23 protein-coding genes are annotated in these 24,968 nt (G+C 70.4%); 9 read left to right on the top strand and 14 right to left on the bottom strand.

Features of this window, described 5'->3' with window-relative positions; genetic code table 11:
• Positions 1 to 29: 29 nt before the first annotated feature.
• Positions 30 to 1,604: a DUF7927 domain-containing protein gene (locus IG98_RS0125405; protein WP_030917066.1), complete on the bottom strand. Its 1,575-nt coding sequence runs from the start codon at positions 1,602 to 1,604 to the stop codon at positions 30 to 32.
• A 644-nt stretch (positions 1,605 to 2,248) separates the two neighbouring features.
• On the opposite strand from IG98_RS0125405, the gene IG98_RS0125400 reads away from it, so the two are divergent.
• Positions 2,249 to 3,214 (top strand): ATP-binding protein, encoded by a 966-nt coding sequence (locus IG98_RS0125400; protein WP_030917063.1) that lies wholly within the window; start codon positions 2,249 to 2,251, stop codon positions 3,212 to 3,214.
• Positions 3,215 to 3,277: 63 nt separating this feature from the next.
• Positions 3,278 to 3,664, top strand: a complete 387-nt coding sequence (locus IG98_RS0125395; protein WP_030917060.1) for an SCO5389 family protein — start codon at positions 3,278 to 3,280, stop codon at positions 3,662 to 3,664.
• An 8-nt stretch (positions 3,665 to 3,672) separates the two neighbouring features.
• Here the strand turns inward: IG98_RS0125395 and IG98_RS0125390 are convergent, their stop codons facing one another.
• The 3 genes from IG98_RS0125390 to IG98_RS0125380 are packed head-to-tail and all read right to left on the bottom strand — an operon-like array spanning position 3,673 to position 6,392.
• The gene (locus tag IG98_RS0125390; protein ID WP_030917057.1) at positions 3,673 to 4,707 is read right to left on the bottom strand and encodes an LLM class flavin-dependent oxidoreductase; all 1,035 of its coding nucleotides are present in this window, start codon (positions 4,705 to 4,707) and stop codon (positions 3,673 to 3,675) included.
• A gap of 26 nt (positions 4,708 to 4,733) precedes the next feature.
• Positions 4,734 to 5,402 carry a ribonuclease HII gene (locus IG98_RS0125385; protein ID WP_030917054.1) on the bottom strand — a complete coding sequence of 223 codons (669 nt, stop codon included), beginning with the start codon at positions 5,400 to 5,402 and terminating at the stop codon, positions 4,734 to 4,736.
• A gap of 54 nt (positions 5,403 to 5,456) precedes the next feature.
• Positions 5,457 to 6,392 (bottom strand): LysR family transcriptional regulator, encoded by a 936-nt coding sequence (locus tag IG98_RS0125380; protein ID WP_030917052.1) that lies wholly within the window; start codon positions 6,390 to 6,392, stop codon positions 5,457 to 5,459.
• 99 nt (positions 6,393 to 6,491) lie between these two features.
• On the opposite strand from IG98_RS0125380, the gene IG98_RS0125375 reads away from it, so the two are divergent.
• Together IG98_RS0125375 and IG98_RS0125370 are read left to right on the top strand one after the other, a co-directional pair.
• Positions 6,492 to 7,772 (top strand): pyridoxal phosphate-dependent aminotransferase, encoded by a 1,281-nt coding sequence (locus IG98_RS0125375; RefSeq protein ID WP_030917049.1) that lies wholly within the window; start codon positions 6,492 to 6,494, stop codon positions 7,770 to 7,772.
• Between the two features lie 173 nt (positions 7,773 to 7,945).
• Positions 7,946 to 8,590, top strand: a complete 645-nt coding sequence (locus tag IG98_RS0125370) for a GNAT family N-acetyltransferase (protein ID WP_030917046.1) — start codon at positions 7,946 to 7,948, stop codon at positions 8,588 to 8,590.
• Between the two features lie 205 nt (positions 8,591 to 8,795).
• On the opposite strand, the gene IG98_RS0125365 is transcribed toward IG98_RS0125370, so the two are convergent.
• Positions 8,796 to 9,278 carry a hypothetical protein gene (locus tag IG98_RS0125365; protein WP_030917043.1) on the bottom strand — a complete coding sequence of 161 codons (483 nt, stop codon included), beginning with the start codon at positions 9,276 to 9,278 and terminating at the stop codon, positions 8,796 to 8,798.
• Positions 9,279 to 9,581: 303 nt separating this feature from the next.
• Between IG98_RS0125365 and IG98_RS0125360 the strand changes: the two genes are divergently transcribed.
• On the top strand, positions 9,582 to 12,671 hold the full coding sequence (locus tag IG98_RS0125360; RefSeq protein WP_030917039.1) for an AfsR/SARP family transcriptional regulator: 3,090 nt from the start codon (positions 9,582 to 9,584) through the stop codon (positions 12,669 to 12,671).
• A gap of 312 nt (positions 12,672 to 12,983) precedes the next feature.
• Here IG98_RS0125360 and IG98_RS0125355 read toward each other — a convergent pair whose 3' ends face one another.
• On the bottom strand, positions 12,984 to 14,435 hold the full coding sequence (locus IG98_RS0125355; protein ID WP_030917037.1) for a DUF7059 domain-containing protein: 1,452 nt from the start codon (positions 14,433 to 14,435) through the stop codon (positions 12,984 to 12,986).
• 269 nt (positions 14,436 to 14,704) lie between these two features.
• Here IG98_RS0125355 and IG98_RS53510 point away from each other — a divergent pair, with 269 nt between their 5' ends.
• Positions 14,705 to 14,887 carry a hypothetical protein gene (locus IG98_RS53510; protein WP_245651705.1) on the top strand — a complete coding sequence of 61 codons (183 nt, stop codon included), beginning with the start codon at positions 14,705 to 14,707 and terminating at the stop codon, positions 14,885 to 14,887.
• Between the two features lie 34 nt (positions 14,888 to 14,921).
• Here IG98_RS53510 and IG98_RS0125345 read toward each other — a convergent pair whose 3' ends face one another.
• Positions 14,922 to 15,518, bottom strand: a complete 597-nt coding sequence (locus IG98_RS0125345; protein ID WP_030917031.1) for a TetR/AcrR family transcriptional regulator — start codon at positions 15,516 to 15,518, stop codon at positions 14,922 to 14,924.
• Between the two features lie 146 nt (positions 15,519 to 15,664).
• A complete protein-coding gene (locus IG98_RS0125340) occupies positions 15,665 to 16,156 on the bottom strand; it encodes a GNAT family N-acetyltransferase (protein ID WP_245651704.1) in 492 nt (163 codons plus the stop codon).
• A 136-nt stretch (positions 16,157 to 16,292) separates the two neighbouring features.
• Here IG98_RS0125340 and IG98_RS45275 point away from each other — a divergent pair, with 136 nt between their 5' ends.
• Positions 16,293 to 16,817, top strand: a complete 525-nt coding sequence (locus IG98_RS45275; protein ID WP_245651703.1) for a winged helix-turn-helix transcriptional regulator — start codon at positions 16,293 to 16,295, stop codon at positions 16,815 to 16,817.
• On the opposite strand, the gene IG98_RS0125330 is transcribed toward IG98_RS45275, so the two are convergent.
• The gene (locus IG98_RS0125330; protein WP_030917022.1) at positions 16,765 to 17,418 is read right to left on the bottom strand and encodes a VC0807 family protein; all 654 of its coding nucleotides are present in this window, start codon (positions 17,416 to 17,418) and stop codon (positions 16,765 to 16,767) included. The two genes, IG98_RS45275 and IG98_RS0125330, sit on opposite strands and share 53 nt — an antisense overlap.
• Before the next feature lie 205 nt (positions 17,419 to 17,623).
• On the opposite strand from IG98_RS0125330, the gene IG98_RS0125325 reads away from it, so the two are divergent.
• Positions 17,624 to 18,463, top strand: a complete 840-nt coding sequence (locus tag IG98_RS0125325; RefSeq protein WP_051752858.1) for an SURF1 family cytochrome oxidase biogenesis protein — start codon at positions 17,624 to 17,626, stop codon at positions 18,461 to 18,463.
• A 60-nt stretch (positions 18,464 to 18,523) separates the two neighbouring features.
• Here the strand turns inward: IG98_RS0125325 and IG98_RS0125320 are convergent, their stop codons facing one another.
• Both IG98_RS0125320 and IG98_RS0125315 read right to left on the bottom strand, forming a co-directional pair.
• The gene (locus tag IG98_RS0125320; protein ID WP_157594502.1) at positions 18,524 to 19,210 is read right to left on the bottom strand and encodes a hypothetical protein; all 687 of its coding nucleotides are present in this window, start codon (positions 19,208 to 19,210) and stop codon (positions 18,524 to 18,526) included.
• Positions 19,211 to 19,242: 32 nt separating this feature from the next.
• Positions 19,243 to 19,944 carry a hypothetical protein gene (locus IG98_RS0125315; RefSeq protein WP_157594501.1) on the bottom strand — a complete coding sequence of 234 codons (702 nt, stop codon included), beginning with the start codon at positions 19,942 to 19,944 and terminating at the stop codon, positions 19,243 to 19,245.
• Positions 19,945 to 20,077: 133 nt separating this feature from the next.
• Between IG98_RS0125315 and IG98_RS0125310 the strand changes: the two genes are divergently transcribed.
• Positions 20,078 to 21,274 carry an amidohydrolase family protein gene (locus IG98_RS0125310; RefSeq protein WP_030917010.1) on the top strand — a complete coding sequence of 399 codons (1,197 nt, stop codon included), beginning with the start codon at positions 20,078 to 20,080 and terminating at the stop codon, positions 21,272 to 21,274.
• Here the strand turns inward: IG98_RS0125310 and IG98_RS0125305 are convergent.
• The 3 genes from IG98_RS0125305 to IG98_RS0125295 all read right to left on the bottom strand — a co-directional run bounded on the left by IG98_RS0125305 (position 21,255) and on the right by IG98_RS0125295 (position 24,160).
• Positions 21,255 to 21,593 carry a YkvA family protein gene (locus IG98_RS0125305; RefSeq protein WP_030917007.1) on the bottom strand — a complete coding sequence of 113 codons (339 nt, stop codon included), beginning with the start codon at positions 21,591 to 21,593 and terminating at the stop codon, positions 21,255 to 21,257. The genes IG98_RS0125310 and IG98_RS0125305 overlap by 20 nt on opposite strands.
• 179 nt (positions 21,594 to 21,772) lie before the next feature.
• Positions 21,773 to 23,188, bottom strand: a complete 1,416-nt coding sequence (locus IG98_RS0125300) for an amidase (RefSeq protein WP_030917004.1) — start codon at positions 23,186 to 23,188, stop codon at positions 21,773 to 21,775.
• 3 nt (positions 23,189 to 23,191) lie between these two features.
• Entirely contained in the window at positions 23,192 to 24,160 is a 969-nt protein-coding gene (locus tag IG98_RS0125295; protein ID WP_030917001.1) for an LLM class F420-dependent oxidoreductase, read from the bottom strand.
• Positions 24,161 to 24,968: the final 808 nt, after the last annotated feature.

Genomic DNA, 24,968 nt, shown 5'->3' with positions numbered 1-24,968 from the left:
GTTCGCGACCTCCGTTGAGGAACGGGACATCAACACGTCCCGCGCCGGCGGCACAGCCGCGGCGCCAGTCCGAGGCCGAGGAGCAGGAACCCCGCCAGGACCGGTCCGAGCGGCAGGCCCGTGAACGGCAGCGCGGGACGGCCCGGTCCCAGGCAGGGCCCGCCGACGGGACAGGGAATCGGCAGGGGCCGCTCCCAGCCCGGCCCGTACGACGGCGTGGGAGACCGCTCGGTCACCCGCTTGGGCGAAGGGATCGGCACCAGATCGGAACCGGGCGACGGCACCGGTTCCCGGCCGGGGACCGGTACCGCCTCCGGTACAGGATCGGTGACGGCATCCGGTTCCGGGCCGGCGCCGGCCTCCGATGCCGGCACCCGTGCTGGGGCTATCCCCACCGGCTCCGTCCCGCAGTCAGGATCGGTCGACCCCGCGGCGCAGTTGGACTCGGGCTTCACGCCCACCACCTCGTCGCGCAGCGCGGAGTCGCCCAACGGAGGGTCGCCCACCGTGACGCGGTAGGTGATCGTCACCGCGGACTCCACCGGAATGTCACCCCGCCAGTCGAGCATCGGCTCGGCGTAGCTGACGGTGCCCGAGGAGGCCTCCACATCGTCGAACACCGCGTCGTCGAGCACCCCCGACAGATCGTCCGTGAGGCGGGCTCCGGGGTACACGATCCGCCCCGGGTTGGTTACCGTGATCGTGTAGGTCACGGTGTCACCCGCCTCGGGCTCCTCCGGCACGAGCGTCCTGCTGATCGTCACCCCCTCCACCGCGACCCGCTGCGCACAGCCGAGGCCCGTCACAGGAACGGGCTCCCCGGGCCCGGCCGGGCCCGGCACCGGACCGGGGCAGTTCGTCCCGCCCCCGCGAGCCTGGACGGCGCTGTCCAGCACCCGGTCCCCGGTGTCAGGGGTGTTCACGGTCACGCTGTAGGTGATCGTGACCGTCTCGCCCGCCGGGATGTCACCGGTCCAGGCCAGCTTCGACGCGCCGTACGAGACGGTTCCGTCCGTGGCCCGCGCGTCGCCGTTGTAGATCGCGTCGTCGAGCACCCGGGAGAGTTCCCCGGTGAGCGCGGCGCCCTGATAGGCGGCGGTGCCGACATTGCCGACGGTGACCGTGTACGCGACCACCTCGCCGGGATCGACCGTCTCCCGGTCCGCGGTCATGAGGACGTACAGCAGCGGCAGGCCGGGCTCGTCGAGGTCGCCGCAGGCGGGATCGGTGGAACCGGCCTCGCAGTTGGAGTCCTCGCCACCGACCAGTTCACCAGAGAGCCGCATGTCCCCCGCCGGAGGGTCGTTCACCGTGACTCCGTAGGTGACCGTCACCGTCTGGCCGGCGGCCACGTCACCCGACCAGGTCACCCTGGACCCGGCGAAGGAGACGGTGCCCGAGGTGGCCGACTCGTCGTGGTCGAAGTCCGCGTCGTCGAGCACGCCTGACAGGTCGTCGGTGAAGCCGAAGTCCGGCCGGTCGACGTCACCGGCGTTGCGCAGTTCGACGGTGTAGGTGATCTTCTGTCCGGGCTTGGCGAGAACGGGCGAGGCCGTCTTGGTGATCTCGACCCTCGCCTCCGCCGCCTCCACCGGATCGGGCAAGGACCTCCCACCAGACTTGGCGAGAACGGGCGAGGCCGTCTCAGTGGCCCCACCCCCCACCTCCGGAGCGGACGGGGCTCTCTCGCCGACCTCCGACCGCTGCGGAGACGTCGTGGTGGCCGGCTGGGACGGTGGCGTCTCCGTCCCGGCCCGGGGCGGGGCGGACACGACCAACGGCGTCGCGAGCATCGCGAGCGCGACCCCCCACGCGGTGAACCCGTCGGCTCGCCGCTTGGAAACGCGACGTGACCAGGTATCGGTACCTACCACCAAAGCCCCTTGCTGACCCTTTGTCCACGATCCCGCCGGGGGGCTCAAGATCAACCGACTCGGGGTGGGATACCCGGGCGGCCGGGATCTCACCGGAGCCGATGGCAAACATCTGCCCTGCCCACGCCCAAGGCCGTCGCCGAGTCCATACAGGAAGGAGCGAAGCGGTAACGGCGGACCTTCGGCACCGGTCATGACATGGCAGGTGTTTTCCCTCAGGACTCACATCCGTACTTGTCATGAGAGACCACTTTCATCCGTGTACGCAGCCCCCACCCCGCTCGGCGATACCCGCCCCGCGCCCTCGCCCCCGTGGCATGATGGTCCCCCCGCAAGAGTTGCAATGATTTTCATAACCAGATTGGATCGTCGTCGTGAGGGTGGCATTCGTCGGCAAGGGTGGCAGCGGCAAGACGACTCTGTCGGCGCTGTTCTCCAGATACACAGCAAGCCGGGGCGGTCCCGTGGTGGCCGTCGACGCCGACATCAACCAGCACCTGGGCATGGCGCTGGGAGTGGCCGATGGCGCGCTGCCAAGACCGATGGGCTCACACCTGACCGAGATCAAGGAATATCTGCGAGGTGACAACCCCCGCATCTCCTCGGCCTCGGCGATGGTCAAGACCACCCCGCCGGGGCGCGGCTCGCGGCTGCTCCGCCTCGACGAGCGGAACGACCCGATCCATGCCGGATTCGCCGCCGGCACACCCGAGGGGCCCCTGCTGATGGTCACCGGGCCGTTCAGCGAGGATGACCTGGGAGTGGCGTGCTACCACTCCAAGGTCGGCGCCGTGGAGCTGTATCTCAACCATCTGCTCGATGGCGCGGGTGAGTACGTCGTGGTCGACATGACGGCCGGGGCCGACTCCTTCGCCTCAGGGCTGTTCACCCGCTTCGACATGACCTTCCTGGTGGTCGAGCCGACCCGCCAGGGTGTGAGCGTCTACCGGCAGTACCGTGACTACGCCGCCGACTACGGTGTGCCGATCGCGGTGGTGGGCAACAAGATCCACGGCCCCGGGGACGTGTCGTTCCTGCGCGAGCAGGTCGGCGCCGACCTGCTCGTCTGCCTGGAGCACTCCGCGGCGATCCGCGCGATGGAGCAGGGCCGCCCCTTCACCCTCTCCGACCTTGAGGTGGCCAACTCCCGGGCTCTGGGCACGCTCCTCGACCATCTCGACGCCCAGGAGAAGGACTGGGACCGCTTCGGCCACCAGGCTGTGCGGTTCCACCTCCGCAATGCCGAGGCCTGGGCCAACAGGGCCACGGGCGAGGATCTGGCGGCTCAGATCGACCCCGACTTCGTCTTCGGGCCCACGCGAGTGTCGCTCTCCCGCTAGATGGAGCGATCACCATGCCCGACCTAGTGTCTGATTGATCCCCTTCCGAGAGGAGAACGCAGTATGTCGCTGACCGTTTCGAACGATCTTCTCGACCAGGCCAGGACCGGTGAGGTGGACGACGCGGCTTTTGTCACCTGCGTCAGAGACTCACTGCCCTACGCCTGGTCGCTGATCAGCGACCTGGTCGAACAGCGTGAACATACCGGTGCCGAATTCGCCGACAACACCGTGCCGCCACCGGACGAGGCCGCCCGCGGCCAGCTCCTGCGCGCGCTCGCCAGCGACGCCATGCGTGGCGCCCTGGAGCGGCACTTCGGGGTGCGGCTGGCCTTCCAGAACTGCCACCGGGTCGCGGTCTTCGACCCGGCCGCCGCCGGGGCCCACGCGGAGTTCATCACCGCCAGGTCTCAGATCCTCAACCAGACGCCCGAGCTTGTCGACTGCTGACGGCGGCCTCACCCCGAGGCCGTTCCTCCCCGTGCCCGCCGTACCCGGCGGGCACGGCCGGAGAGCCTGGGCAGCACCTCGGCTCCCAACCGTCTGATGTTCTCAAGGGTGCGGGCGCGATCGCCCGCCCCCTCCACCATGAGGATCAGGTGCCGCAGGCCGGTGACCTCGGCGGTCCGCTCGATCCTCGCCACGCAGAGGTCTGGCGAGCCGACCGGATGCGTCCCGCAGAGGAAGTCCACGTACTCCCCGATGTCGCGCACCGGCCGCGCCCGCCCGTCCACCGGTACGTATCCCGCGAGACCCGGCTCCAGCCAGCGCGGCATGGCCTTCCGCATCTCCCGCACAGCCCGCTCCGTCGTGTCGGCCACGTAACCCACCGCCGCCGCGACATGACCGGACGGTGACGGCGGGCGGGCCGCCAGCGTGCCGTACTCACGGAGCATGGCCGCCTTCTCCCGATCCCCGACATGCATGCCCAGCAGCATCGGCAACCCGCGTTCGGCGGCGATCCGCACGGTCGCGGGCGAGGTGCACGCGACAACCGGCCTGAGCCGGGCCGCCGGCACCATCGGCACCTGCCTGAAGTTGAAGAACTCCCCGCTCGCGGAGAGCGTGTCACGCGAGAGCGCCTCGCACAGCAGGTCGAGCGACTCGCGGAAGCCGCGCTCGAACCTTGCCAGGCCCGTACCGAACACCTCCAGGTCCACCCACGGCCCGCCCCTGCCCACCCCCAGGGCGAACCGGCCCCCGGAGACCTGGTCGAGGATCGCCGCCTGCTCGGCCAGATCCACCGGATGCCGGGTGGACAGGACGCTCACCGCCGTCCCGACCCTGATCCTGGCGGTGCGCCCCAGTGCCACACCGGCCAGCGTCGCCGCCGACGGGCAGACGCCGTACGACATGAAGTGGTGCTCGGCGATCCACGCGTCATCGAATCCCGCCTCCTCCGCGGCCACGACCGCGTCCACGGTGTCGCGCAGCACCTCTCCCGGTTGCCGTCCGGGAAATCCCGCCGCGACCAGGAAGACTCCGATTCGCACTCTTCGATGATGTCCGATGTCCGCCGCTAGCCGAAGAGGTCGAGCTGGCCCTCACCGGCCAGTGGGTTGCGGTGCCTCTTGAGGTGGCGCCAGCGGGGCAGATCGTCCAGGTACGACCAGGACAGGCGATGGTGCTCCGTCGGGCCGAGCTCGGCCAGGGCCGCCTGGTGGACCGGGGAGGGGTAACCCGCGTTCTCGGCGAACCCGTACTCGGAGAAGCCCAGCGAGGCCATGTAGCCGTCCCTGCGAACCTTCGCGATCACGGAGGCCGCGGCCACGGAGACACAGGACAGGTCCCCCTTGACCTCGCACCGGACCGGCCAGGGCGCCCCCAGATAGTCGTGTTTGCCGTCCAGCACGACCACGTCGGGCCGGTTGGGAAGCCCGGCCAGCGCCCTCCTGGCCGCCCTGCGCAAGGCCTCGGTCATCCCGAGCGCGTCGATCTCCTCGTGGGACGCCTCGCCGTACCCGATACCTGCCGCCCAGGCGGTGATCTCGGAGATCATGGCGACGCGGCGGGCGGGAGTGAGCAGTTTGGAGTCGGTGAGGCCGGCGGGCGGTTCCGACAGGTCGGTGACCACGGCGCAGACCGCCACCGGGCCCGCCCAGGCTCCGCGCCCGACCTCGTCCACCCCGGCGACCAGCTTGGCACCGCCGTCGTTCAGCAATCGCTCTAGCGCGTAGGAGGGAGGCATGCGCCGACGTTACCGGCAGGGGAGCGCGACCGTCTTCCGGTGGACCCGGGGGCGTCATCTGGGCACGGGCTCGACCGCCTCCAGGTCGGCGGCGAGGAGCCTGGCGGCGACGTGGACGGCCCTGAGGGTGACGGAGACGGCAGGACGGTGAACGCTGGAGGATCGGGCGACGGCGTGGACGGTCCGGCCGACCGGCGGGCCAGGCAGCCGGCGGACGGCGATGCCCCGGACGCCCGCGGCCAGCGCCAGGGCGGGAACGGCAGCGATGCCGATGCCCTTGGCGACCAGACCGATGATCGTGCTCAGTCCTTCGAACTCCCAGGGCACCGGCCGGTGGCCACCGACGTCGGCCATCAGCCGGTCCACCGCCAGCCGGGAGGGCTCGCCGTCCGGGGTGGCCATCCAAGGCTCCTCCCTCAGCTCGCGCAGGTCGACCGGGACGTCGGGGGAGGCGAGCCGGTGCGTGCGCGGCACCACGAGCACCAGCGGATCGCGCAGCAGCGGGAAGACCCGCATGGTGTCCGGTTCGCGTATGCCGCCGTACCAGTCATCGATCAGAGCGATGTCCACCTCGCCGGACTGCACCTCGCGCATCCCGCGCCCCGAGCGTCCCTGCCCCATTCGCAGGGTGATCTCGCCGTGCCGGCGGAGCGTCCTGGTCAGCGCGGGCGCGAAGGCCACCGCGGCGGTGGGGAAAGCGGTCACCGTGACCCGTCCCGCCGGGGTGACGGCCTGGGCCGACAGGTCGGACTCGGCACTCTCCACCATGGCCAGGATGCGCTCGGCGTGCTCGACCAGGCGGCGCCCCGCGTCGGTCAGCTCCGCGCTCCTGGCGGTCCTGTCGATCAACGCGGTCCCGGCCTGGCGCTCCAGCGCGGCCAGCTGCTGGGAGACCGCCGAGGGGCTGTAACCCAGGGATGCCGCGGTGGCGGCGATGCTGCCCCGGCGGGCGAATTCGCAGATCAGCGCGAGTCTCCGCAAATCAAGCATCAGCTTTCCTTATGCCCACCCGCGAGAACCGAAGCTTGTCCTTACGCCCCTACCTCATCAGGGTTGGGAACGTTCCGCAACGAGGGAGGGAACCTCACGATGAACGTCACCCTTTCCGCCACGTTGGCGGCCAACGAGGACATCGAGCGAAGACGGCTCGCCGGGGAGCGCGTGCTGCACCTGGCCTTCGGAGAGGCGGGGCTGCCCGTTCATCCGGCTCTGCGCGAGCGGCTGGCCGCGGCGTCCGGGCACAACGGGTACGGACCTGTCGCCGGCGCGCCGGTGCTGCGCGAGGCGGCCTCCGGCTACTGGTCGCGGCGGGGCCTGCCCACCGACCCGGAACTGGTGGTCTGCGGCCCCGGGAGCAAACCCCTGCTGTACGGCCTGCTACTGGCGATCGGCGGTGACATCGTGCTGCCGATGCCGAGCTGGGTCAGCTACGCCGCCCAGGCCGACCTGGTCGGGGCGCGTTCCCTGCTCGTTCCCGCGCCCGACGGCGAGGGTGGGGTGCCCGACCCCGAGCGCGTGGCGGCGGCGGTCACGCACGCCCGCGCCCAGGGACGCGACGTACGTTCGCTGCTGGTCACACTGCCCGACAATCCCAGCGGCACGCTGGCCGGGGCGCCCACGATCCGGCGGATCGCCGAGGTCGCCCGCGAGCTCGACCTCACGATCATTTCCGACGAGATCTACCGCGACCTGGTCCACTCCCCGGCCACCGGCTTTCTCAGCCCCGCCGACGTGGCCCCCGAACGGACCGTGATCACCAGTGGGCTCAGCAAGAGCCTGGCCCTGGGCGGCTGGCGGATCGGTGTGGCCCGGCTCCCGTCCGCGGGGCTGCGTGACCGGCTGCTGGCGGTCGCAAGCGAGATCTGGTCCAGCCCGGCCGCACCCGTCCAGCAGGCGGCGGCGTACGCGTACACCGAACCGCCGGAGCTCGTCGAGCGGATCGGTGAGAGCCGCAGGTTGCACGGCACGGTGGCGCGGGCGGTGCACGAGCGGCTCGTCCGTGCGGGCGTAAGGGTGCACGCGCCGCAGGGCGGCTTCTACCTCTACCCCGACTTCACCGGGCTGGACTTCGCGTCCTCCGCCGACCTGTCGGCGTATCTGCTCGACCGGCACGGCGTCGGGGTGCTCCCCGGCCACGCCTTCGGCGACGACCCGGCGGCCCTGCGGGTGCGGGTGGCGACCAGCCTTCTGTACGGCGAGACGACGCGGCGTCGGCTGGCCGCGCTCGGTGCTCCCGACCCCCTGGAACTGCCCTGGATCTCGGCCTCACTGGACCAGCTGAGCGAGGCTCTGACCGACCTGCGCGCCACCCGGCGGCCACCCCGCACGCAGGTACGCGCCCCGCTCGTCGCGGCCCCTCCGGCGGGGTGAGATCGCATCGCGGCCCCCGCCTCGGCGACGCGTGTTCCCAGGGTGGATTTAGCGGGCCTGAACTGGTCTTACTTGCTGCGGAGAGCCCTGGCGCCGACGCTTCCCACGATGCTCGCCAAGATGTCTCGTGTCGTTTGGCATCGGGCAGGGGAAAGAGCCCTCATTATGTGCTCATGCCCGCTTCTGTCACCCTGTCCGGGCGCCTCGTGCGCCTGGAACCGCTCAGCCTCGCGGTCGTCGACGACCTCGTCGCCGCGGCGAGTGAAGACCGTTCTACCTACGACTTCACTCGCGTCCCCAATGGCCGGGACGAGATGGTCTCCTATGTGGAGGCCACTCTGGCTGAGCAGGCGGAGGGCCGCACGATGCCCTTCGCCATCCGGTGGCTTCACACCGACCGCGTGGTCGGTGCCACCCGTCTCATGAACCTGGAGTACTGGCAGGGCCCCATGCCCTGGCCGCCGGGCACTCGTGGGGCGGTGGGCGATGTCCCGTCCGTGGCGGACATCGGTTACACCTGGCTCTCCGCCTCCGCGCAGGGGACCGGTGCCAACCGCGAGAGCAAGTACCTGATGCTCTCCCTCGCCTTCGAGACCTGGCAGGTCCACCGCATAACCCTCAAGGCCGACATACGGAACGTACGATCCCGGGCCGCCATCGAAGCCCTCGGCGCGCACCTCGACGGTGTGCGGCGGGCGGAGAGCCGAGGCGCCGACGACACGGTCCGAGATACCGCGTACTACTCGATCCTGAGCGACGAATGGCCGATCGTCCAAGAACGGCTGCGTGCGCGGATGGGCCTGTTCGAGGCCGCGTGAGGCGCCCCTGGACAAGGGGTAAGGCGAGGAGAGCCAAATAAACCGACAAAAGCCATATAACGGTAAAAACTCACTTTAACTACTTAATGGAATAAAAAGCCCGCCCGGCGCCCCGGGCGGGCCTGGTATTCGTCCGATGTCGTACGCGGGTCATGGAGGCGTTCGTACGCCACGCCGCCGAGGAGGTCCGCCGGACGAGGCGGGATCACTCCTCGCCGTCGACCTCGTAGATGTAGCGCCACTTGCCGCACAGCGTCCTCTTGGCGTCGTGCTTGTCCCAGTAGCAGACCCTGACCTGCAGGTTTTCAACCTCTTCCCGGACGAAGTGGAAGGGGGTGTAGCCCTGGGAGCCGCACTTGCGCGCCCAGTAGTAGCTCTCCTCGCCCTCGTGGTCCTCGACCTTGAACTGGACGTAGCCGCAGAGCCAGCCCGGCGAGTACTTGTCGTAGAGCCTGCCCTGGACGTGGACGCTGTCGTCGTCCTCGGTCCAGACGCGGCCCTTGGCGCTGGCGCGGGAGTCGTCGTAGTACTTGGAGTAGTAGGAGCCCCAGAACTCGTCGTAGTCGCTGGAGGCGGCCGAGCCGGCGGGGGTGGCGGCCGAGGCCGGGGAGGCGAGGGCCGGAACACCGATCGCGATGACGGCGGTGGCGGCGGCGAGACCGAGGAGTTTGCTGATCGAGCGGCGCATGATGGTTCTCTCCTTGAGGGGGCGGCTCCCGACTTCCTCTAGGAGCCATGGCTCATTGATAGGCCCGCCCGCCTTCATCACGCTTACAGCGCCTTTATCCATACCTGCAATCCACCGACATGTCGGGCATGGCCGCCCCCGTATGGGGCCATGCCCGACAGCCACAGCATTGTGGACATGGCTCAACGGCCGATTAACGTGCGATCAACGGCCCGGCGAACGGACAACCCTCTACTTACTGAGTCAGCAGGGGAGGACCTATCATTTGGCCATAAAACTTCCCATCGGGCGGAGATTCAAGAAATGGCTGTTCAGGGCAGCGGAGACGGATTACGGTTCGCCGTACTCGGTCCTGTCCAGGCCTGGCGTGACGGATCCGAACTCGACCTGGGCACCCCACTGCAACGTTCCATCCTGGCGATGCTCCTGCTGAGGGAGAACCGGGCGGTGACGCCGGCCGAGATGATCGACGCGATCTGGGGGGACGACGCCCCACCCCGCGCGCTCGGCGCCCTGCGCACCTACGTCTCCCGGCTGCGCGCGGTGCTGGAGCCGGACAGGTCCCCGCGCACCCGCCCCGAACTGCTCACCTCCGTCGGCAGGGGGTACGCGCTACGGCTGAACGGGGTCGTCCTTGACCTGGTCCTCTTCGAGCGTGGCATCGCCGAGGCCGAGGTCGCGCGCCGCGCGGGCGAGCTGGTGAAAGCCGCGGAGAGCCTGCGTGCGAGCCTGGCGCTGTGCACCGGCGAACCGCTGGCCGGAGCCGTCGGCCCCTATGCCGAACACCAGCGCGACCGGCTCACCGAGCGCCGGATGAGCGTGCTGGAAGTACTGATGGACCTGGACCTGGAGCTGGGCAGGCACGCCGACGTGCTGTCCGAGCTGATCGCGCTGACCGCCGACCATCCGCTGCGCGAGCGACTCCGCGCCCAGCTGATGCTGGCCTACTACCGCTGCGGGCGCAGGGCGGAGGCACTGGCCGCCTTCGCCGACACCCGCGCCACACTGATCGAGGAACTGGGCATCGAGCCCGGCCCCGACCTGACGAGCATGCACCAGCGCATTCTCACCGACGACCCGGTCCTCGCGCTCGCCCCCACCGCACGGCTCACACCCGCCGAGGCCACACCGGCCGCCCCGGACCGGAGCCCGGAGCCGGAGCCGACGAGAACGTCGGGAAGGCGGGGAACACCGGTGTTCCCGGAGCTGCCGCGCCCCGCGCAGCTTCCCGCCGCCGTGAACGACTTCACCGGGCGCCGTCAGATCATCGCGCGGCTGCGCACGCTGCTGTCGGCCCAGGAGGGCTCCGAGGGCGTGCCCGTGGCGGCCATCTCCGGCATCGGCGGCGTGGGCAAGACGGCGCTGGCGGTGCACGTCGCCCATGCCATGTACGACCTGTTCCCCGATGGCCAGCTCTACGCCGACCTGCGCGGGTACGGGGTGGAGCCGACCGCGCCCGAGTCCGTGCTCGCCGCGTTCCTGCGTGGGCTCGGCCTGCCCGCCGACGCCATCCCCGACGGCCTGGCCGAGCGTTCCGCGCTGTTCCGCTCGCTCCTGGCCGACCGGCGGATGCTCGTGCTGCTGGACAACGCCCGCGACGCCGCGCAGGTGGGCCAGCTGCTCCCCGGTTCGGCCGGGTGCGCGGCGATCGTGACCAGTCGCGGCAAACTCGCCGACCTGGCCTCGGCCCGGCTGATCGACCTGGACGTCATGGAGCCGGAGGAGGCCCTCGCGCTGTTCGGCACCGTCGCCGGCACCGAGAGGGTGGAAGCGGAACGCGCCGCCGCCATGGACGTGGTCGCCGCCTGCGGTTTCCTGCCGCTCGCAGTGCGAATCGTGGCGGCGCGCCTGGCCGCCCGGCCGTCCTGGACCGTCGCCTCCCTGGTTCCCCGGCTGGCCGACGAGCGCCGCCGCCTGGACGAGATGCGTGTGGGAGACCTCGCGGTGGAGGCGACCTTCGCCCTCGGGTACGGCCAGCTCAGCCCGGCTCAGGCCCGCGCGTTCCGGCTGCTCTCCCTGCCCGGAGGCCCGGACATCTCGATCGGGGCCGCCTCCGGGCTGCTCGCGCTGGAGGCGATGGACACCGAGGACGTCCTGGAGTCCCTGGTGGACGCCAGCCTGCTTGAGGCTCCGGCTCCCGGTCGTTACCGCTTCCACGACCTGCTCAAGCTCTTCGCCCGCCGGATCGCGGAACGGGCCGAGAGCACGGCCGAGGGGGACGGCGGTCAGGACGGCGGGGAGCAGCGCGGGTCCGGGGTGAGCGTGGCCATCGGCGGGGAGGGCGCGGCGGCGCTGGCCCGGCTGCTCGACTTCTACCTGGCGTCCGCGCGCTCGGCGCACCGCCTCGCCTACGAGGGCAGCACGATCGCCGACCAGCTGGGGGTCACCGGTACCGGCCACGCCTTCGTCTCCGCCGACGAGGCTGTGGCCTGGCTGTCGGTGGAGGCGGAGTCGCTGTTCGCGTCGATCGCCCAGGTGGGCCTCGCGAACCGGGCCGAGGCATTGCTGCCGGGGGCCGACCTGCTGCTCGCCATGGAGCCGCTGCTGGAGTCGGGGAGCCACGGCCGCGAATTCGAGAGCCGGACGCGGGAGATGCTGGCCGTGGCGCGACGGCTCGGTGCCGTCTCCAGCGAGCTGCGCTGCCGCTACGTGCTGGGCCGGGTGCTGTTCGGCACCAACCGGCTGGCCGAGGCCGAGGAGGAGTTCCGTGCCTCCCTGGAGCTGTCGGCCGGGGGCGATCGCATCGTTGTCGGCGAGGTACTGAACGCTTTGGCCGTCGTGGCCGGGCGCCGGCGCCGCCACGTGGAGGCCCTGGCCTGGTTCAGCTCGGCGCGCGAGGCGTTCAGGGAGGTCGGAGCGCGGGGCGGGGAGGCGCTGACACTCAGCTACTCCGCCCGCGACCACCTGTTCCTGGAGCAGCCGCAGGAGGCGATCGCCGCCGCCGAGCAGGGGCTGGCCCTGTTCATCGAGATGGGCTCCAGCGCCGGCACCGCCAGGGCCCGCTACCACCTGGGGATGATCCTGTCGCGGGTCGGCCGGTTGACCGAGGCGGTCCACCACCATGCCGAGTGCCTCGCCTTCTTCCGGGCCAGCAGGCAGCGGGTCTGGGAGCAGCGGGTCTGTTCCCGGCTGGCCGAGACCTTCATCCACGCGGGTCGCTTCACGGACGCGACCCGTCACGCGGAGCAGGCGCTTACCGTGAGCCGGGAGATCAGCCACCCGTACGGTGAGGCGCAGGCCCTGTGGGTGCTAGGCAAGGCGCTCAACGGCCTCGGCAGCACCGGCCGCGGTCGCGACTGCCTCGAACGCGCCCACGACCTGTTCAGCAGGCTTGGGGCACCCGAGGCCGAGGATCTGCGCCTTCTGCTGGAGCGCGACCAGGTCGACAGCTGATCCAAGATCGCTGTAAAGATCATCGTCAAGTCGCGTCATCCAGACGTGGTTGATCACTGGCATACCCCTCGAAGTCGGTCCGCGGTCCGGAATGAACGTGGCAGCCCGGCTGGCCGCCTGGCCCCGGGCGACGTGTAGGGGGCCCGGTCATCCGGTACGTCGCCCGCGGGCCGGCCGCCTCACTGTGGCGGCCGGCCGGACTTTGCGCGGACCCTTCACCCCCCGGGTCCGTGCCCACGTCCAGAGCTTCCCCCATCGGGTTTGACATCCGATTGACAGGCAATAGCGGCGATATCCACAGCCTGTGGAGAATCACCCTGTGGATATGTGGAAAAACCCCTCGGCAATCAGTGGACGGAGCACGGCAGGGGCCTTGGCCCGCAGGTCATCGGGGTCCTCGCCGGTGAGTTCCGCGATCGCGTCGAGCAGCGGGGCCAGTGGATAGTCACCGTCGCAGACCCCCGCGAGGGCGGCTTCCACGGTCCCGACCCGCGTGCTGCGGCGTAGTCTTCCGGTCTGCCGCAACACGATCCGCGCCGGGTCCTCGGCGCCGGGCGGCCCGATCCGCTCCTCCAGCACCCCCTCGGCGACCGCCAGCCTGGCACCCAGCAGCTGGGCGTCGGTCAGCCGGTGCGCCGTGGTGATCGCGCCGAGCACCTCGTCCACGTATCCGCCGACCGGCAACTCCACTGGCAGGCCGTACTCCTCCACCCGCACGACCGGGTCAAGACTCCCGGAGTCGTGCAGCGTGATCCAGCCGAAGCCGATCCCGGTGACGTTCTCGGACTCGAACCAGCCGAGCCAGTCGTCGTAGAGCTCGCGGTAGCGCGGGGTGCCCTGCTCGGCGGCGTCCCTCAGCCACAGCTCGACGTACTCGGCGGGATCCTGCACGTCGCGCTGGACCGCCCAGCCGTCGCAGCCGGTCCCGGCGAGCCAGCCGCCCACCCGGTCACGCCAGTCCTCGCCGTCGACGTGCAGCCAGTTGGCCAGCAGGTGGCAGGTGCCGCCGGGGGCGAGGTGATTCGGCGCCCGCCGTACCAGGTCGCGGCAGAAGTCGTCGGCGGACAGGCCCGACTCCCGGTAGGTGAACCGGCCGGCCGGGGAGATCACGAACGGCGGGTTGGAGACGACCAGGTCGAAGCGTTCGCCCTCGACGGGATCGAACATGGAACCCCGCCGCGCCTCGACCCCGGTGATCCCGGACAGTGCCCAGCTCAACCGGGCCAGCTCCAGCGCGCGCGGGTTGACGTCGGTGGCCGTGATCTCCTCGGCGCGGCCGTTCAGATGGAGCACCTGGACCCCGCACCCGGTACCGAGATCCAGCGCACGCCCGACCGGGCGATGTGAGGCCAGCTGGGCGAGGTTCGCCGAGGCTCCCCCCGCGCCGACGACGTGGTCCGGGCGCAGGGCGGGGTCGCCCGGCCTGACCTTGCGGTCGGAGACCAGGTAACCACCGGTCTCCCAGGGCTGCAGGTGAACCGTGGAGGTGACCCGCCCGCCCTCGACGGTCACCAGTCCCGCGGCGGCCAGTTCCTCCAGCGGGAGGCCCGCCGGTGCCCCTCGCGCCTCCACGGAGGCGCCGAGCCACCACAGCCGGATCAGGGTGCCGAGCGGATCGCCCCGGCCGGTGACGCGCAGGGCGGGCACCGTCTCCTCGCGGGAGAGCGCGGTGGCGGCGATGTCACCGAGCCGCTCGCGGACGCCGTCGATGGTGTAGCCGGTGTCGAGCAGAAGCTCTCTGAGCCGGTCCAGCAGATCGTTCACCGGGCAATCCTCGCACCGGGCAGGTCCGGCCGCCCCGAGTGATGAGACCGTTACACACCGGGGTAAGCATTCTGCAAGCGGGCTTCAACCGGGAGGCGGTACTTCTTGGTAGCTGCACCATCCGTTCCAAAGGATCCGTGATGCTGATCCCCTGCTTCGCCTGTGAGTCCCGTTTTCGCCCTGATGAGTATTTTCGCGCCTGCCACGATTACTGCCGAGGCAAGGATCTGGTCGCCTGGACCTGTCCACGATGCGGCAATCAGGATGAGTTGCGAGTCCTCCCCGGAGAGCTGGGGTTCGGCTACGCCAGGCGTGGCAGGTTCGACGTCTCCGACCGGGTGCGCGTGCCCGGCCTGCGGCGCCGGCGTCAGGACCTGCGACTGGACATCTCGCTCGACAAGGACGTCTGGCGGGTGTCGACGCGGATGCGCCAACTGGCGGGCACGCGCTGAGCCCGCTCCGGGCGGGCGAGAACGGTGACGGCGGTCAGGAACCCTGCTGCCGCAGGCTCTGCCAGGCCGCCTCACAGAGGCCGCCGATCTCTTCGGAGGTGGGCTGGTGCGCCCCGGCGAACCACAGGCGGCACATCTCGTTGGCCGGTCCGAGCCAGAGCACGTAGCACATCGTCGGGTGGACGGGCTGGAGCAGCCCGTTCTTCATGTGCGGGCGCCACCAGTCGGAGACCGTTCTGAAGAACGCCCTGCGCGACTCCGACACCTCGGTGCCGCCCGGCTCCTCGCGCCTGGGCGGCCGCTCACTGATCAGCAGGTGGGCCCGCTCGCGGTGCTCGCCACACCAGGACATGTGCAGCGCGACGATGGCCTCGATGCCCTCCCGCGCCCCCTCGTGGCGATGGAGTTCGGCGAGGAACGCGTCCTGGTACATGCGCAGGGTCTCGGCGTACAGGACGCCGAAGACATGTTCCTTGCTGGCGAAATGGTGATAGAAGCTGCCGACGCTGACGCCGCTCTCCTCACGGAGGCTGGCCAGCGTGGTGGCCGAGACACCATCTTGGCTGAATCGTCGCAGGGCGCCCTCGACGATCCTGGTGCGGCCGTCGCGTCCGTTCTTGGCAGTCTTCACGATTCCAATGGTGAGGCACCAGAACCTTATTCCGCAAACTGTGCGGGAAACAGCTTGGGCCACGCCGATCCTACCGCCTTGATCGCGATACCGCGCCATCCCCCCGGAGGCCCTGCCCGCCTGCCCGCGCCCCGACACGGGGCCCCTCAGTGCGGGATTCTCGCGGTCACCTCCACCGTGCCGCAGGAGACACGCATGGTCGCCTCGGGCCACATCCTGCGGATCATCGCCAGCACCGTGCGGTTGTCTCCGAGCACGTCCATCCCCACCGTCCCGGCCCCCCGGGCCGCCGCGCGGCGCATCAGTGCGCGGACGAGCCGGGAGCCGAGCCCCACTCCCTGCCACTCGTCGCCCACCACCACCGCGATCTCGACGTCGACCGCTTCTTCCTCTCTCCGGTAGCTCATGGCGTGCCCGACGACGAGATCCCCGCGGAGCGCGAGCAGCGCGTCGCACCGTTCGTCCACCGCGAGGAGCGCCCTGACGAAACCCGCGCCGGGACGGCTCACCCCGCCGAAGAACCGCCGCACCCGTGTCCGGGGCGACAGTCCCCCGAGGAAGCGACGAATCCGTTCCTCGTCATCCGGCCGCGCGAGCCGGATCTCGACGACCTTCCCCGGCATGGCGTCCAGGGGCACGGGTGACGCCGGGGCCTGGCACGGCGACGCAAGCTGAGTTCGCATCATGGACTCAGATTCTCGCAAGAGAGCTGAGTATGTCAAGTAGACTTAGGTGCGCGTTGGAGGTGGCGCCATGGCGACTTACGATTCGCACATGAGTGAGGCGGCTCCCGGCAACCTGCCCCTGCGGCTGGAGAACTGTTCCATCGAGCGCGCCCTTGGCATCGTCGGCGAGAAGTGGACGTTCCTGGTGCTGCGCGAGGCGTTCAGCGGGGTACGGCGTTTCGCCGACATGCAGGCCGCCACGGGAGCACCCAGGCAGGTGCTCAGCGCCAGGCTGGCCCGTCTCGTGGAGAAGGGACTGCTGCGCAAGGTGCCCTACCGCGAACCCGGGCAGCGGCAGCGCGACGAATACCGGCTGACCCAGATGGGTCTCGACCTCTACCCGACCTTGGTGGCCCTGATGCAGTGGGGCGACAGGTATCTCAGCGACCACGAGGGGCCGCCGACACTCCTCACCCACCGCGGCTGCGGCGCTCCGCTCGAGCAGCACTTCCGCTGCGCCAAGGGACACGAGGTGTCCGGTCCGCGAGAGGTCACCGCGCTTCCCGGACCCGGCATGCGCCTCAGTCCTCCGGCCCCCGTGTCTCCAGCCCCCGCAGGCAGTGCCGGAGACTGAGCACCGAGATCAGTGCCGCGCCGCCGAGCAGCACCGCGACCGCCGAGGTGCGCACCAGCAGGTAGGTCTCCAGAGACTGGCTGAGCAGCAGCCACAGGCTCAGCGCCGCGTTCAGCAGTTGCGCGCAACCCCACAGCACCGACTGTGACACGAAGAACCGGCGCATCCGCGGGTGCTCCGTCACCTGGTCGGGCAACGGCACGAGATCGGCCACCACCCGCCGGATCAACGGCCGCCGCAACGGCGCGGTGAGCAGGAAACCCATGCTCACGCAGAACACCCCGAGGCAGGGCTGGAGGAAGAACACGATGGGGTTGCCCGTCGCCACGGTCAGCACCACCCTGACCGTGATCGTGCCCGCCGCCAGCATGAGCGTGCCGGGTGCCTCGCTCCGCCTGGCCAGTCGCCAGGCGATCCCGCCGTAGACCCAGAGTGCCGCCACCGCGATCGCGACATCCGAGTTGGTGAAGATCAGCGCGACGTAGAAGACGAGAACGGGAAGCATCATGCTCTCGAACGCCCGGGGGGCGGCATGCCGTAGCAGAGCGCCGAGACTGGGGAGTGCGATCGGAGCCGTGGGAGCGGGCATGAGCACAGTCATCAGGAGCAGGCTCCGAGGGTGGTGGAACGTCCCGGGGGATATTTCAGCCGACCATATGCGATCTCCGGAGTGTCCATGGAATTTTCCATGACATCCGACGATCGCGCGGTTCCGGGCACCTTACTACGCCCACAGGCACCCCCCGCCACTCCCAAAAGCGCACTCGAAGGACGGGGCGACACTCCCGATGCCTACTCTTGAGAGCGTGTACCGGTTTCTGCTGACTCCCCGATGGCTGGCTCTGCACGTGGTGGTGTTACTGGTCATCCCCGCTTTCGTGCTGCTGGGCCAGTGGCAGTTCGGGCGTTTCACGGAAAGATCCACCAGCAGCGACCAGATCACGCGCAACCTCGCCACCGCCCCCGTCTCCGTGGAAGAGCTGACCTCGCCCGGCGGCACCGTCTCCGTGCAGGACAAATACCGCCCCGTCACGGTCGGCGGCAGGTACGACGCGGACGCCCAGCTCCTGGTCAGACGCCGCACCCAGAACAAGGTGGTCGGCTTCTACGTGCTGACCCCGTTGATCTCCCCGAACGGCACCGGTGTGCTGGTGAACCGAGGCTGGGTCAAGGCGGGTGCCACGGCCGACGCCCTCCCCGAGGTCCCCGCCCCGTCCTCAGGTGAGGTAACTGTCACCGGCAGGCTACGGCCCACCGAAACCGAGGAGACCTCGGGCATTCGGGACCGAGCGGGCCTGCCCACGGGCCAGGTCCTGCTGATCAACACCGAGACGATCGGCAGCCGCCTGCCGTACCGGCTTCTCGGCGGGTACGTCGAGTTGACCGGGCAGTCACCCGCGGCCACCGCCGCGCCGGAACCCGTTCCGGCGCCGGACGTCGGCGGGGGAGGCGGGCTCAACCTGGCGTACGGCGTGCAGTGGTGGCTGTTCATCGGGGTCGCGATCGGCGGCTGGGCGCTGCTGATCCGCAGGGAGGCCGCCGATCTCAGGGCCGCGGCCACGACCGGCGGTCCGGAGCCCGGCGAACCCGCCGAATTCCCGGACGGCCCCGAACAGCCCGCACCGGCGGAGCGTGCCGGCACCTGACCGGAAGAACCCGCCTGAACCGCGGCACCCGGGGGTGGACCCGACGGAAAGCCGCAGAGCCTAGCCGCCGACGAGGTTCAGCAATGCGCCGGCGCTCAACGTCAGCCCCGCGGAGAGCAGGCCCACCCCGATCGCCAGCAGGAAACCCCGTACCCCGCCGAGTCGCTCGCGCGGCGCGGGGCGCCGCCCGGCCTCGAACCAGAGCGGGCGGGGTTCGAGCAGCAGGAACAGCAGCGCGCCGGTCTGCCCGACGGTGAAGAGCCAGAGCCAGGCCCACCGGTTGCCCAGCCTGGGCGTCGAACCGAGCATGATCAGGAAGGCAAGCACCCAGGCGCCGATCACCCACACGCCGCCGACGGCCGCAGGCACCTTTCCGACCCAGGAGGGCACGAGCTCCACTCTGTCGGAGTCGTCCGGCTCGGTCGCCCTGATCCGGCTCCGGCCCAGGTCGCCCCTGAGATCCGCCCTCGTGTAGGCAGGCTGTTTCGCCAGGAGCGCCTCCGGGCCGATCTCACGCCAGATCAGCGTGCCCTGGGCCCAGCGGATCCGCTGGATCGCACCTGCCTGCTCGTCGTACTCGAGGAGGGAGACGCGGTCGGCCGCCGCCGCGGCGCGAAGTTCGGCCCGCGTCCCCGGCCGGGGAGTGAGGCTCAGCGCGGCGACCAGGCCCCCGAAGATCAGGACGAGCAGGAGCACCGTCCGGATGGTCAGCCCGAGGATCCGCCAACCATGACGGACTTCGACCACGGCGGGAATCATGTCCCATTACTACCCCATGGTCATGCGTTGACCATGGCCATACCGAAAAGGAGCGCCACCGCGATCGCGAACCCCCGCGTGCCGTCGATTCTGGCCGGTGCGGGCAGCACCTCGTACGGTCCGCGCCACAGGGGATGGGGCTCCAGCAGGACGTAGAGCAGCGAGCCGCCGGTGAGGAACATCCAGAACCACGCCCAGCGGCTGGCGTAGCGGGGGTTCGGCCGGGTCAGCATGAGCAGCCAGGCGAGCACCTCCGCCGCCACCGCCACCGGGCCGAAGGGGGCCCACCAGCGCCCGTAGGCGGGCGAGCCCATCAGGCCGCCGAAGCCCTCGGTGCGCACGATCTCCACGCCGGGGTCGGCCGCGGCGCGCACCTGGGCCAGGAAAGCCCCCTGGCGCCGCTCAAGGGCCTCGGGGAGCAGCCGGGTGGTCTCGGGGTCCCAGACGTCGTCGGGCTGGTCGAAGCGGGCCTGACTCCAGGAGAGCGGCCCGTGCGACCACGTCAGCGTGCCGTAGGCGGGCCAGTTGCGGTCGTAGACGACCTTGGTCACCCCGCCCGCCCGCAGGTCCGAGATGAGCTCCGAGGCGGGCCGCAGGGGTGGCGCCTGGTTGAAATGGACGATCATCGTGGAGATCGCGAGCACGAACAGCAGCGCCAGACGCACGACGTGCGGTATGTCGCCCCGCGCCGGAACCACCACTCGCATCTCTGCCCCCGTCACGCGAGATCCACCGCCAGACAGGCTAGCCGGTGGTCCCGTAGGGCGCCTGTAAGAGACGTCTTGGGAGACAGAGATACCAACCGGAGACCTTGCGGCTTGAACAGTGTTATTCCAGCGTCATACGGTTGACCGTGTGACTACGCCGCTGCTCCCCGACCCCGAGCCCAGGCGGCGGGACTATGTGATCATTTCAGCCGACGACCACCTGATCGAGCCGCCCGACATGTTCGACGACCGGCTGCCGGAGAAGTACGCCGAGCTGGCTCCCAAGGTGGTCGAGACCGACTCGGGTCACCAGGTCTGGCGTTACGGCGGTGCCACCTACCCCTGCGCCGGCCTCGACGTGGGCGCCGGTCTGCCCCGCGAGCAGTGGACGCTCGACCCGGTGCGGTTCGAGCACATGCGTCCCGGCTGCCACGACATCGAGGCCCGGATCGAGGACATGGACCGCGCCGGCGTCTGGGCCGCGCTCTGCTTCCCCGGCATGCTGGCCGGGCAGTCGGGCATGGTCTTCGCCAAGACCCGCGACCAGGAGCTCGGCCTGGCGATCCTGCGCGCGTGGAACGACTGGCACGTGGACGTCTGGGCGGGCACCTATCCGGAGCGGATCATCGCGCTGCAGCTGCCCTGGCTGACCGACCCCGAGATCGCCGCCAAGGAGGTCCGCGACAACGCGGCGCGCGGCTTCAAGGCGGTGCTCTTCCCCGAGTTCCCCACCCGGCTACGTCTGCCGTCCATCCACAGCGACCACTGGGACCCGTTCTTCCAGGCCTGTGAGGAGACGGGCACGGTCGTCTGCCTGAACGCCGGCGCCGGCTCCTGGGCACCCGTCCCCTCGCCGGACACCCCGATCGAGGCGATCACCACGCTGATGCCGACAAGCGCCATGTTCGCCTGTGCCGACTGGCTCTGGTCGGGCATCCCGCTGCGCTTCCCCGCGCTGCGGATCCTCATCGTCGAGGGGGGCGTGGGCTGGCTGCCGATGCTCGCCGAGCGGGCCGACTACGCGCTCGACCACCCGGTGGCCGGCGAGGCCTCCTGGGAGGGTGGCCTGAAGCCCAGCGAGGTCCTGCGCAGGAACTTCTTCTTCGGCACGCTCAACGACCACGCCCTGTCCGGGGTGCGGCTCGCCGTCGGGCTGGAGCACGTGCTGCTGGAGAGCGGCTACCCGCACTCCGACTCCACCTGGCCCGACACCCAGCAGGCCGTCGCCACGAACCTGGGCAGCCTGCCGCCCGCCGACATCGCCCGGGTGGCCTACGGCAACGCCGCCCGCCTGTTCGGCCACCCGCTGCCCTCTCGCGCCTGGCTCAGGATGGAACAGCTCTGACCCGGTCACGCTCCCAGTCGACGTAGCGTCCGCCCTCGCCGAGCAGGGAGCTCATCAGCCACAGGAAGACGCCGAAGTCGTCGGCCACCCCGATGAGAACCAGGAAGTCGGGGATGACGTCGATCGGCGAGATGATGTAGAGCACGCCAAGGCCCATCATGGCCAGCTTGCCCTTGCTCATACCGGGGTACTGCCCGCGTATGACCGCGCCGATCATCTTGGGGAGGGCCCGCAGGCGAGCGCCGAGACCGGGCGAGCCCGGCTTCGACACACTCCTGTACGTCTTCCACGCCTGTGCCGCGCGCGCCGCCTTCGCCATGGGGATTCCTCTCGGAAGCACGTTCGCCTGGTGGCGTACTACCCCGCCACTTCACGATATAACGCGTGATTTTCCGATACGGTTCCCGAACGCCGGCCACGGCCGGGACGATCACGCCCCTGCCGCCGCTCCCGTCCATCCGCTCCCCGATATCACCAGATATCCCGAAAAAATTCGGGTCAGCGCATCGCCGTGTGCTGGAAGGGTCGCTCCGCCTCGATCTGGGCGGCCACCCGGATGAGCAGGTCCTCCCGTCCCGCCGCGGCGACCAGTTGCACGCCTACCGGCAAGCCGTCCGCGGTGCGGTGCAGCGGCAGGGCGATCGCGGGCTGTCCGGTGGCGTTGATCGGCGAGGTGAACGCCACCGCCTGGTTGGTCAGGCCCCGCGAGAGGCTGACGTCGTCCGCGGGCAGTCGGCCGAGCCGGAAGGGCACCACCCCCAGGGACGGCATGAGAAGCAGGTCGTGGGATTCCCACCAGGCGGCCATCCGCCGCCGGAACCCGTCGATCCAGTCGCGCGAGGCCAGGTAGTCGACCGCACCGAGCTCGCGACCCGTCGCGCCCAGGATCCGGTTGCGCGTCTCCAGCTCGTCCAGCTCCACGGGTCTGCCGCGCCAGCGCCCGATGTCCTCCAGGTCGGCGGCCACGTGGGCGGCGACGATGGTGCCGAAGTGCGTGGCGAAGCCGTCCTCGGCGAGTGCGGGCGGTCCCCCCGGCTCGACGTCGTGCCCCAGCGCCGCCAGCAGCCCGGCGGCCCCGGTGACCGCGGCCACCAGGTCCGCCTCCGGCGGGACGGTCCCGTCCGGATGCTCGGTGAGGAAGCCGATCCGCAGCCGCCCGGGGTCGGCTCCGACCTCCTCGGCGAGCGGGCGCCGCCAGGCGGACGCGCCGTACGGATCGCCCGGCATCGCCCCCGCGACCACGTCGAGGGTCGCCGCGCTGTCCCTGACCGTACGACAGAGCAGACCCGCGGCCGAGAAGCCCGCCCAGGGCTCGCCCGCCGACGGCCCCGAGCTGACCCTGCCCCTGCTGGGCTTCAGTCCGACCAGTCCGCACATGCTCGCCGGGATCCGGATCGATCCGCCGCCGTCGCTGGCCGTGGCCACCGCGACCATGCCCGCCGCCACCGCCGCCGCGGATCCGCCGCTCGACCCGCCGCTGCTGTAGCGCAGGTCGTACGGGTTGCGGGTCGGGCCGAACGCCACCGGCTCGGTGGTGATCGCGGTGCCGAACTCCGGGGTGTTGGTCCGGCCCAGGATCGTGAACCCCGCCCGGCGCAGCTTGGCCACCGCGTAGCCGTCGCGCTCCGCCGAGATCCCGTCGAGGGTTCGCGATCCCGCGCGGTACGGCTCACCGGCCATGCCCCAGCCCAGGTCCTTCAGCAGCGTCGGCACCCCCGCGAAGGGAGCGTCGGACTCGACCTTGTCCGCCTCCTCCAACGCCCGTTCGAATCTGCGGTGGACCACCGCGTTGATCGCGCCGTCGCACGCCTCGATCCGGGCGATCGCCGCCTCGGCGAGCTCCCTCGGGGACGCCTCTCCCTTCCGTACGGCCTGCGCCTGTCCCAGCGCGTCCAGCTTCAACAGGTCGTGCAAGAGTCACTCCTCGACGGGGGCCAGATCTCGTACGGCCTGCGTGATCGGGACCTCGCCGCCGGGGATGGGGGCGAGGATCGGGGTGTTCAGGCCGTTGCGCACATACTCCCGGATCCTGGCCCGGCAGGTGGCGGCGTCCCCGTGCACGATGAGGTCGTCCACCACCTCATCCGGGATGGCCTTGAGCGCCGCCTGCCGGTCACCGGCCGCCCAGGCCTCGTGCATCGGCCGCAGTGTCTCCCCACGCCCCAGCCAGTCGTGGAAGGCCGCGTAGACCGGGACCGTCAGGTAGCTGGCGAGCATCCAGCGTCCGAGTTCGCGTGCCTTCTCCGCGTCCTCGCTGACGCACACGAACAGCCGGGCGATCAGTTCGGTCTCCTCGCCGATCTCGGCCCTGACCTTTAGCACGTCCTGTGGGGAGAGCCAGTTGGTGATCGCGCCGTCGGCCTCGTCGGCGGCCAGGTGCAGCATGCGGGGACGGAGCGCGGCGAGCACGATCTTCGGCGGGACCTTGGGAGCACGCTCCAGCTTGAACCCCTTGATCTCGAACGTCTCGTACCGCTCGGTGACCTTCTCTCCCGCGAGGGCCTTGCGCAGGAAGCGCAGGGTGTCCCTGGTCCTGGCGAACGGCTTGACGAACGCTCCGGCGTTCCAGCGCTCCACGATGGCCGGGGAGGAGGCCCCGATGCCCAGGACGAAGCGCTCGGGGGCGAGGCCGGCGAGCGTCGCGGCGGACATGGCGAGCAGGCCGGGTCCCCTGGTGGAGACCGGGACGATCGCGCTGCCGAGCCGCATCTCCGGCGCCCATTCCGCGGTCATCGCCAGGGGCACGAAGCCGTCGACCCCGTTGACCTCGGCGGACCAGGCGTCGGTGTAGCCGAGTCCGGGGAGTTCGGCGATCAGCTCCTTGGAACCGGCCAGTGAGCGGTCGTAGAAGGGAACCGTCATACCCCAGCGCGGGCCTGCAGTCATCGTGCCACCTCCGTGTCAGCGGTCGCCGTCCCGGGACCTTCGCCTAGAACGATGTTCTGATGTAGCTTGCCGCACCCACTCGGGGGGGCGTCAATAGATTGGCTGTACCAACCAGACGGTATGCCATCGACACGATGATCTATGTCGACTCTCCGGTTACCCGCCCATTACTTTCCGTGTGATGTTAGAAACTTCGCGTGACGACGCATCGACGGAGGATCCAACGACGAGGCCTGCTCGGCGCGGCGGTCCTCGCGACCTGTATCGCGGCCCTCGTGCTGGCCGGAGCACCCCCCATTTCCGCGCTCTCGGCACTCCCGGCGGGGAGCGGTGCCGGCCCGCCCGCCCCGCGAAGCGTTTCGTACGCCGGGGAGCCGATCTCGGCCCCAGGCCGCTCAGCGCGCCCGGAACCGACGGACCGCTCCACGGCGGCCTCCCCCGCGAGCCGGGGATCCGGATATCCGGCCATGCCGTTCCCCGAGATGAAACCCGAGCCCGACCACCCGACGGTGGCTCCCCCGGCTCCCGGGGTGAACCGGGAGCCGGGGGAGGTGGTCGTGTCTCCCACCGAGATGAAACCCGAACCGGACTATCCGACGACGCCTCCCTCGAAGATCGACCCCCCGAAGAAACCGGGCTACCCGGCAGACATTCCGATCAAGCCAGAACCGAAACCGGAACCCAAGCCGGAACCCAAGCCTGACCCCGAACCCGAACCGGAGTCGCCGACGCCCATCGCGTCCTCACCGGCCCCGCCCTCCCCCTCGCCCGCCCCACCTCGGCCCCGGCCCCTCCCTCCCGCCCCGCC

It is taken from the genome of Streptosporangium amethystogenes (assembly GCF_000721075.1).
GTDB classification, from domain to species: Bacteria; Actinomycetota; Actinomycetes; order Streptosporangiales; family Streptosporangiaceae; genus Streptosporangium; species Streptosporangium amethystogenes.
This window is presented reverse-complemented; position numbering and strand designations above follow the sequence as displayed.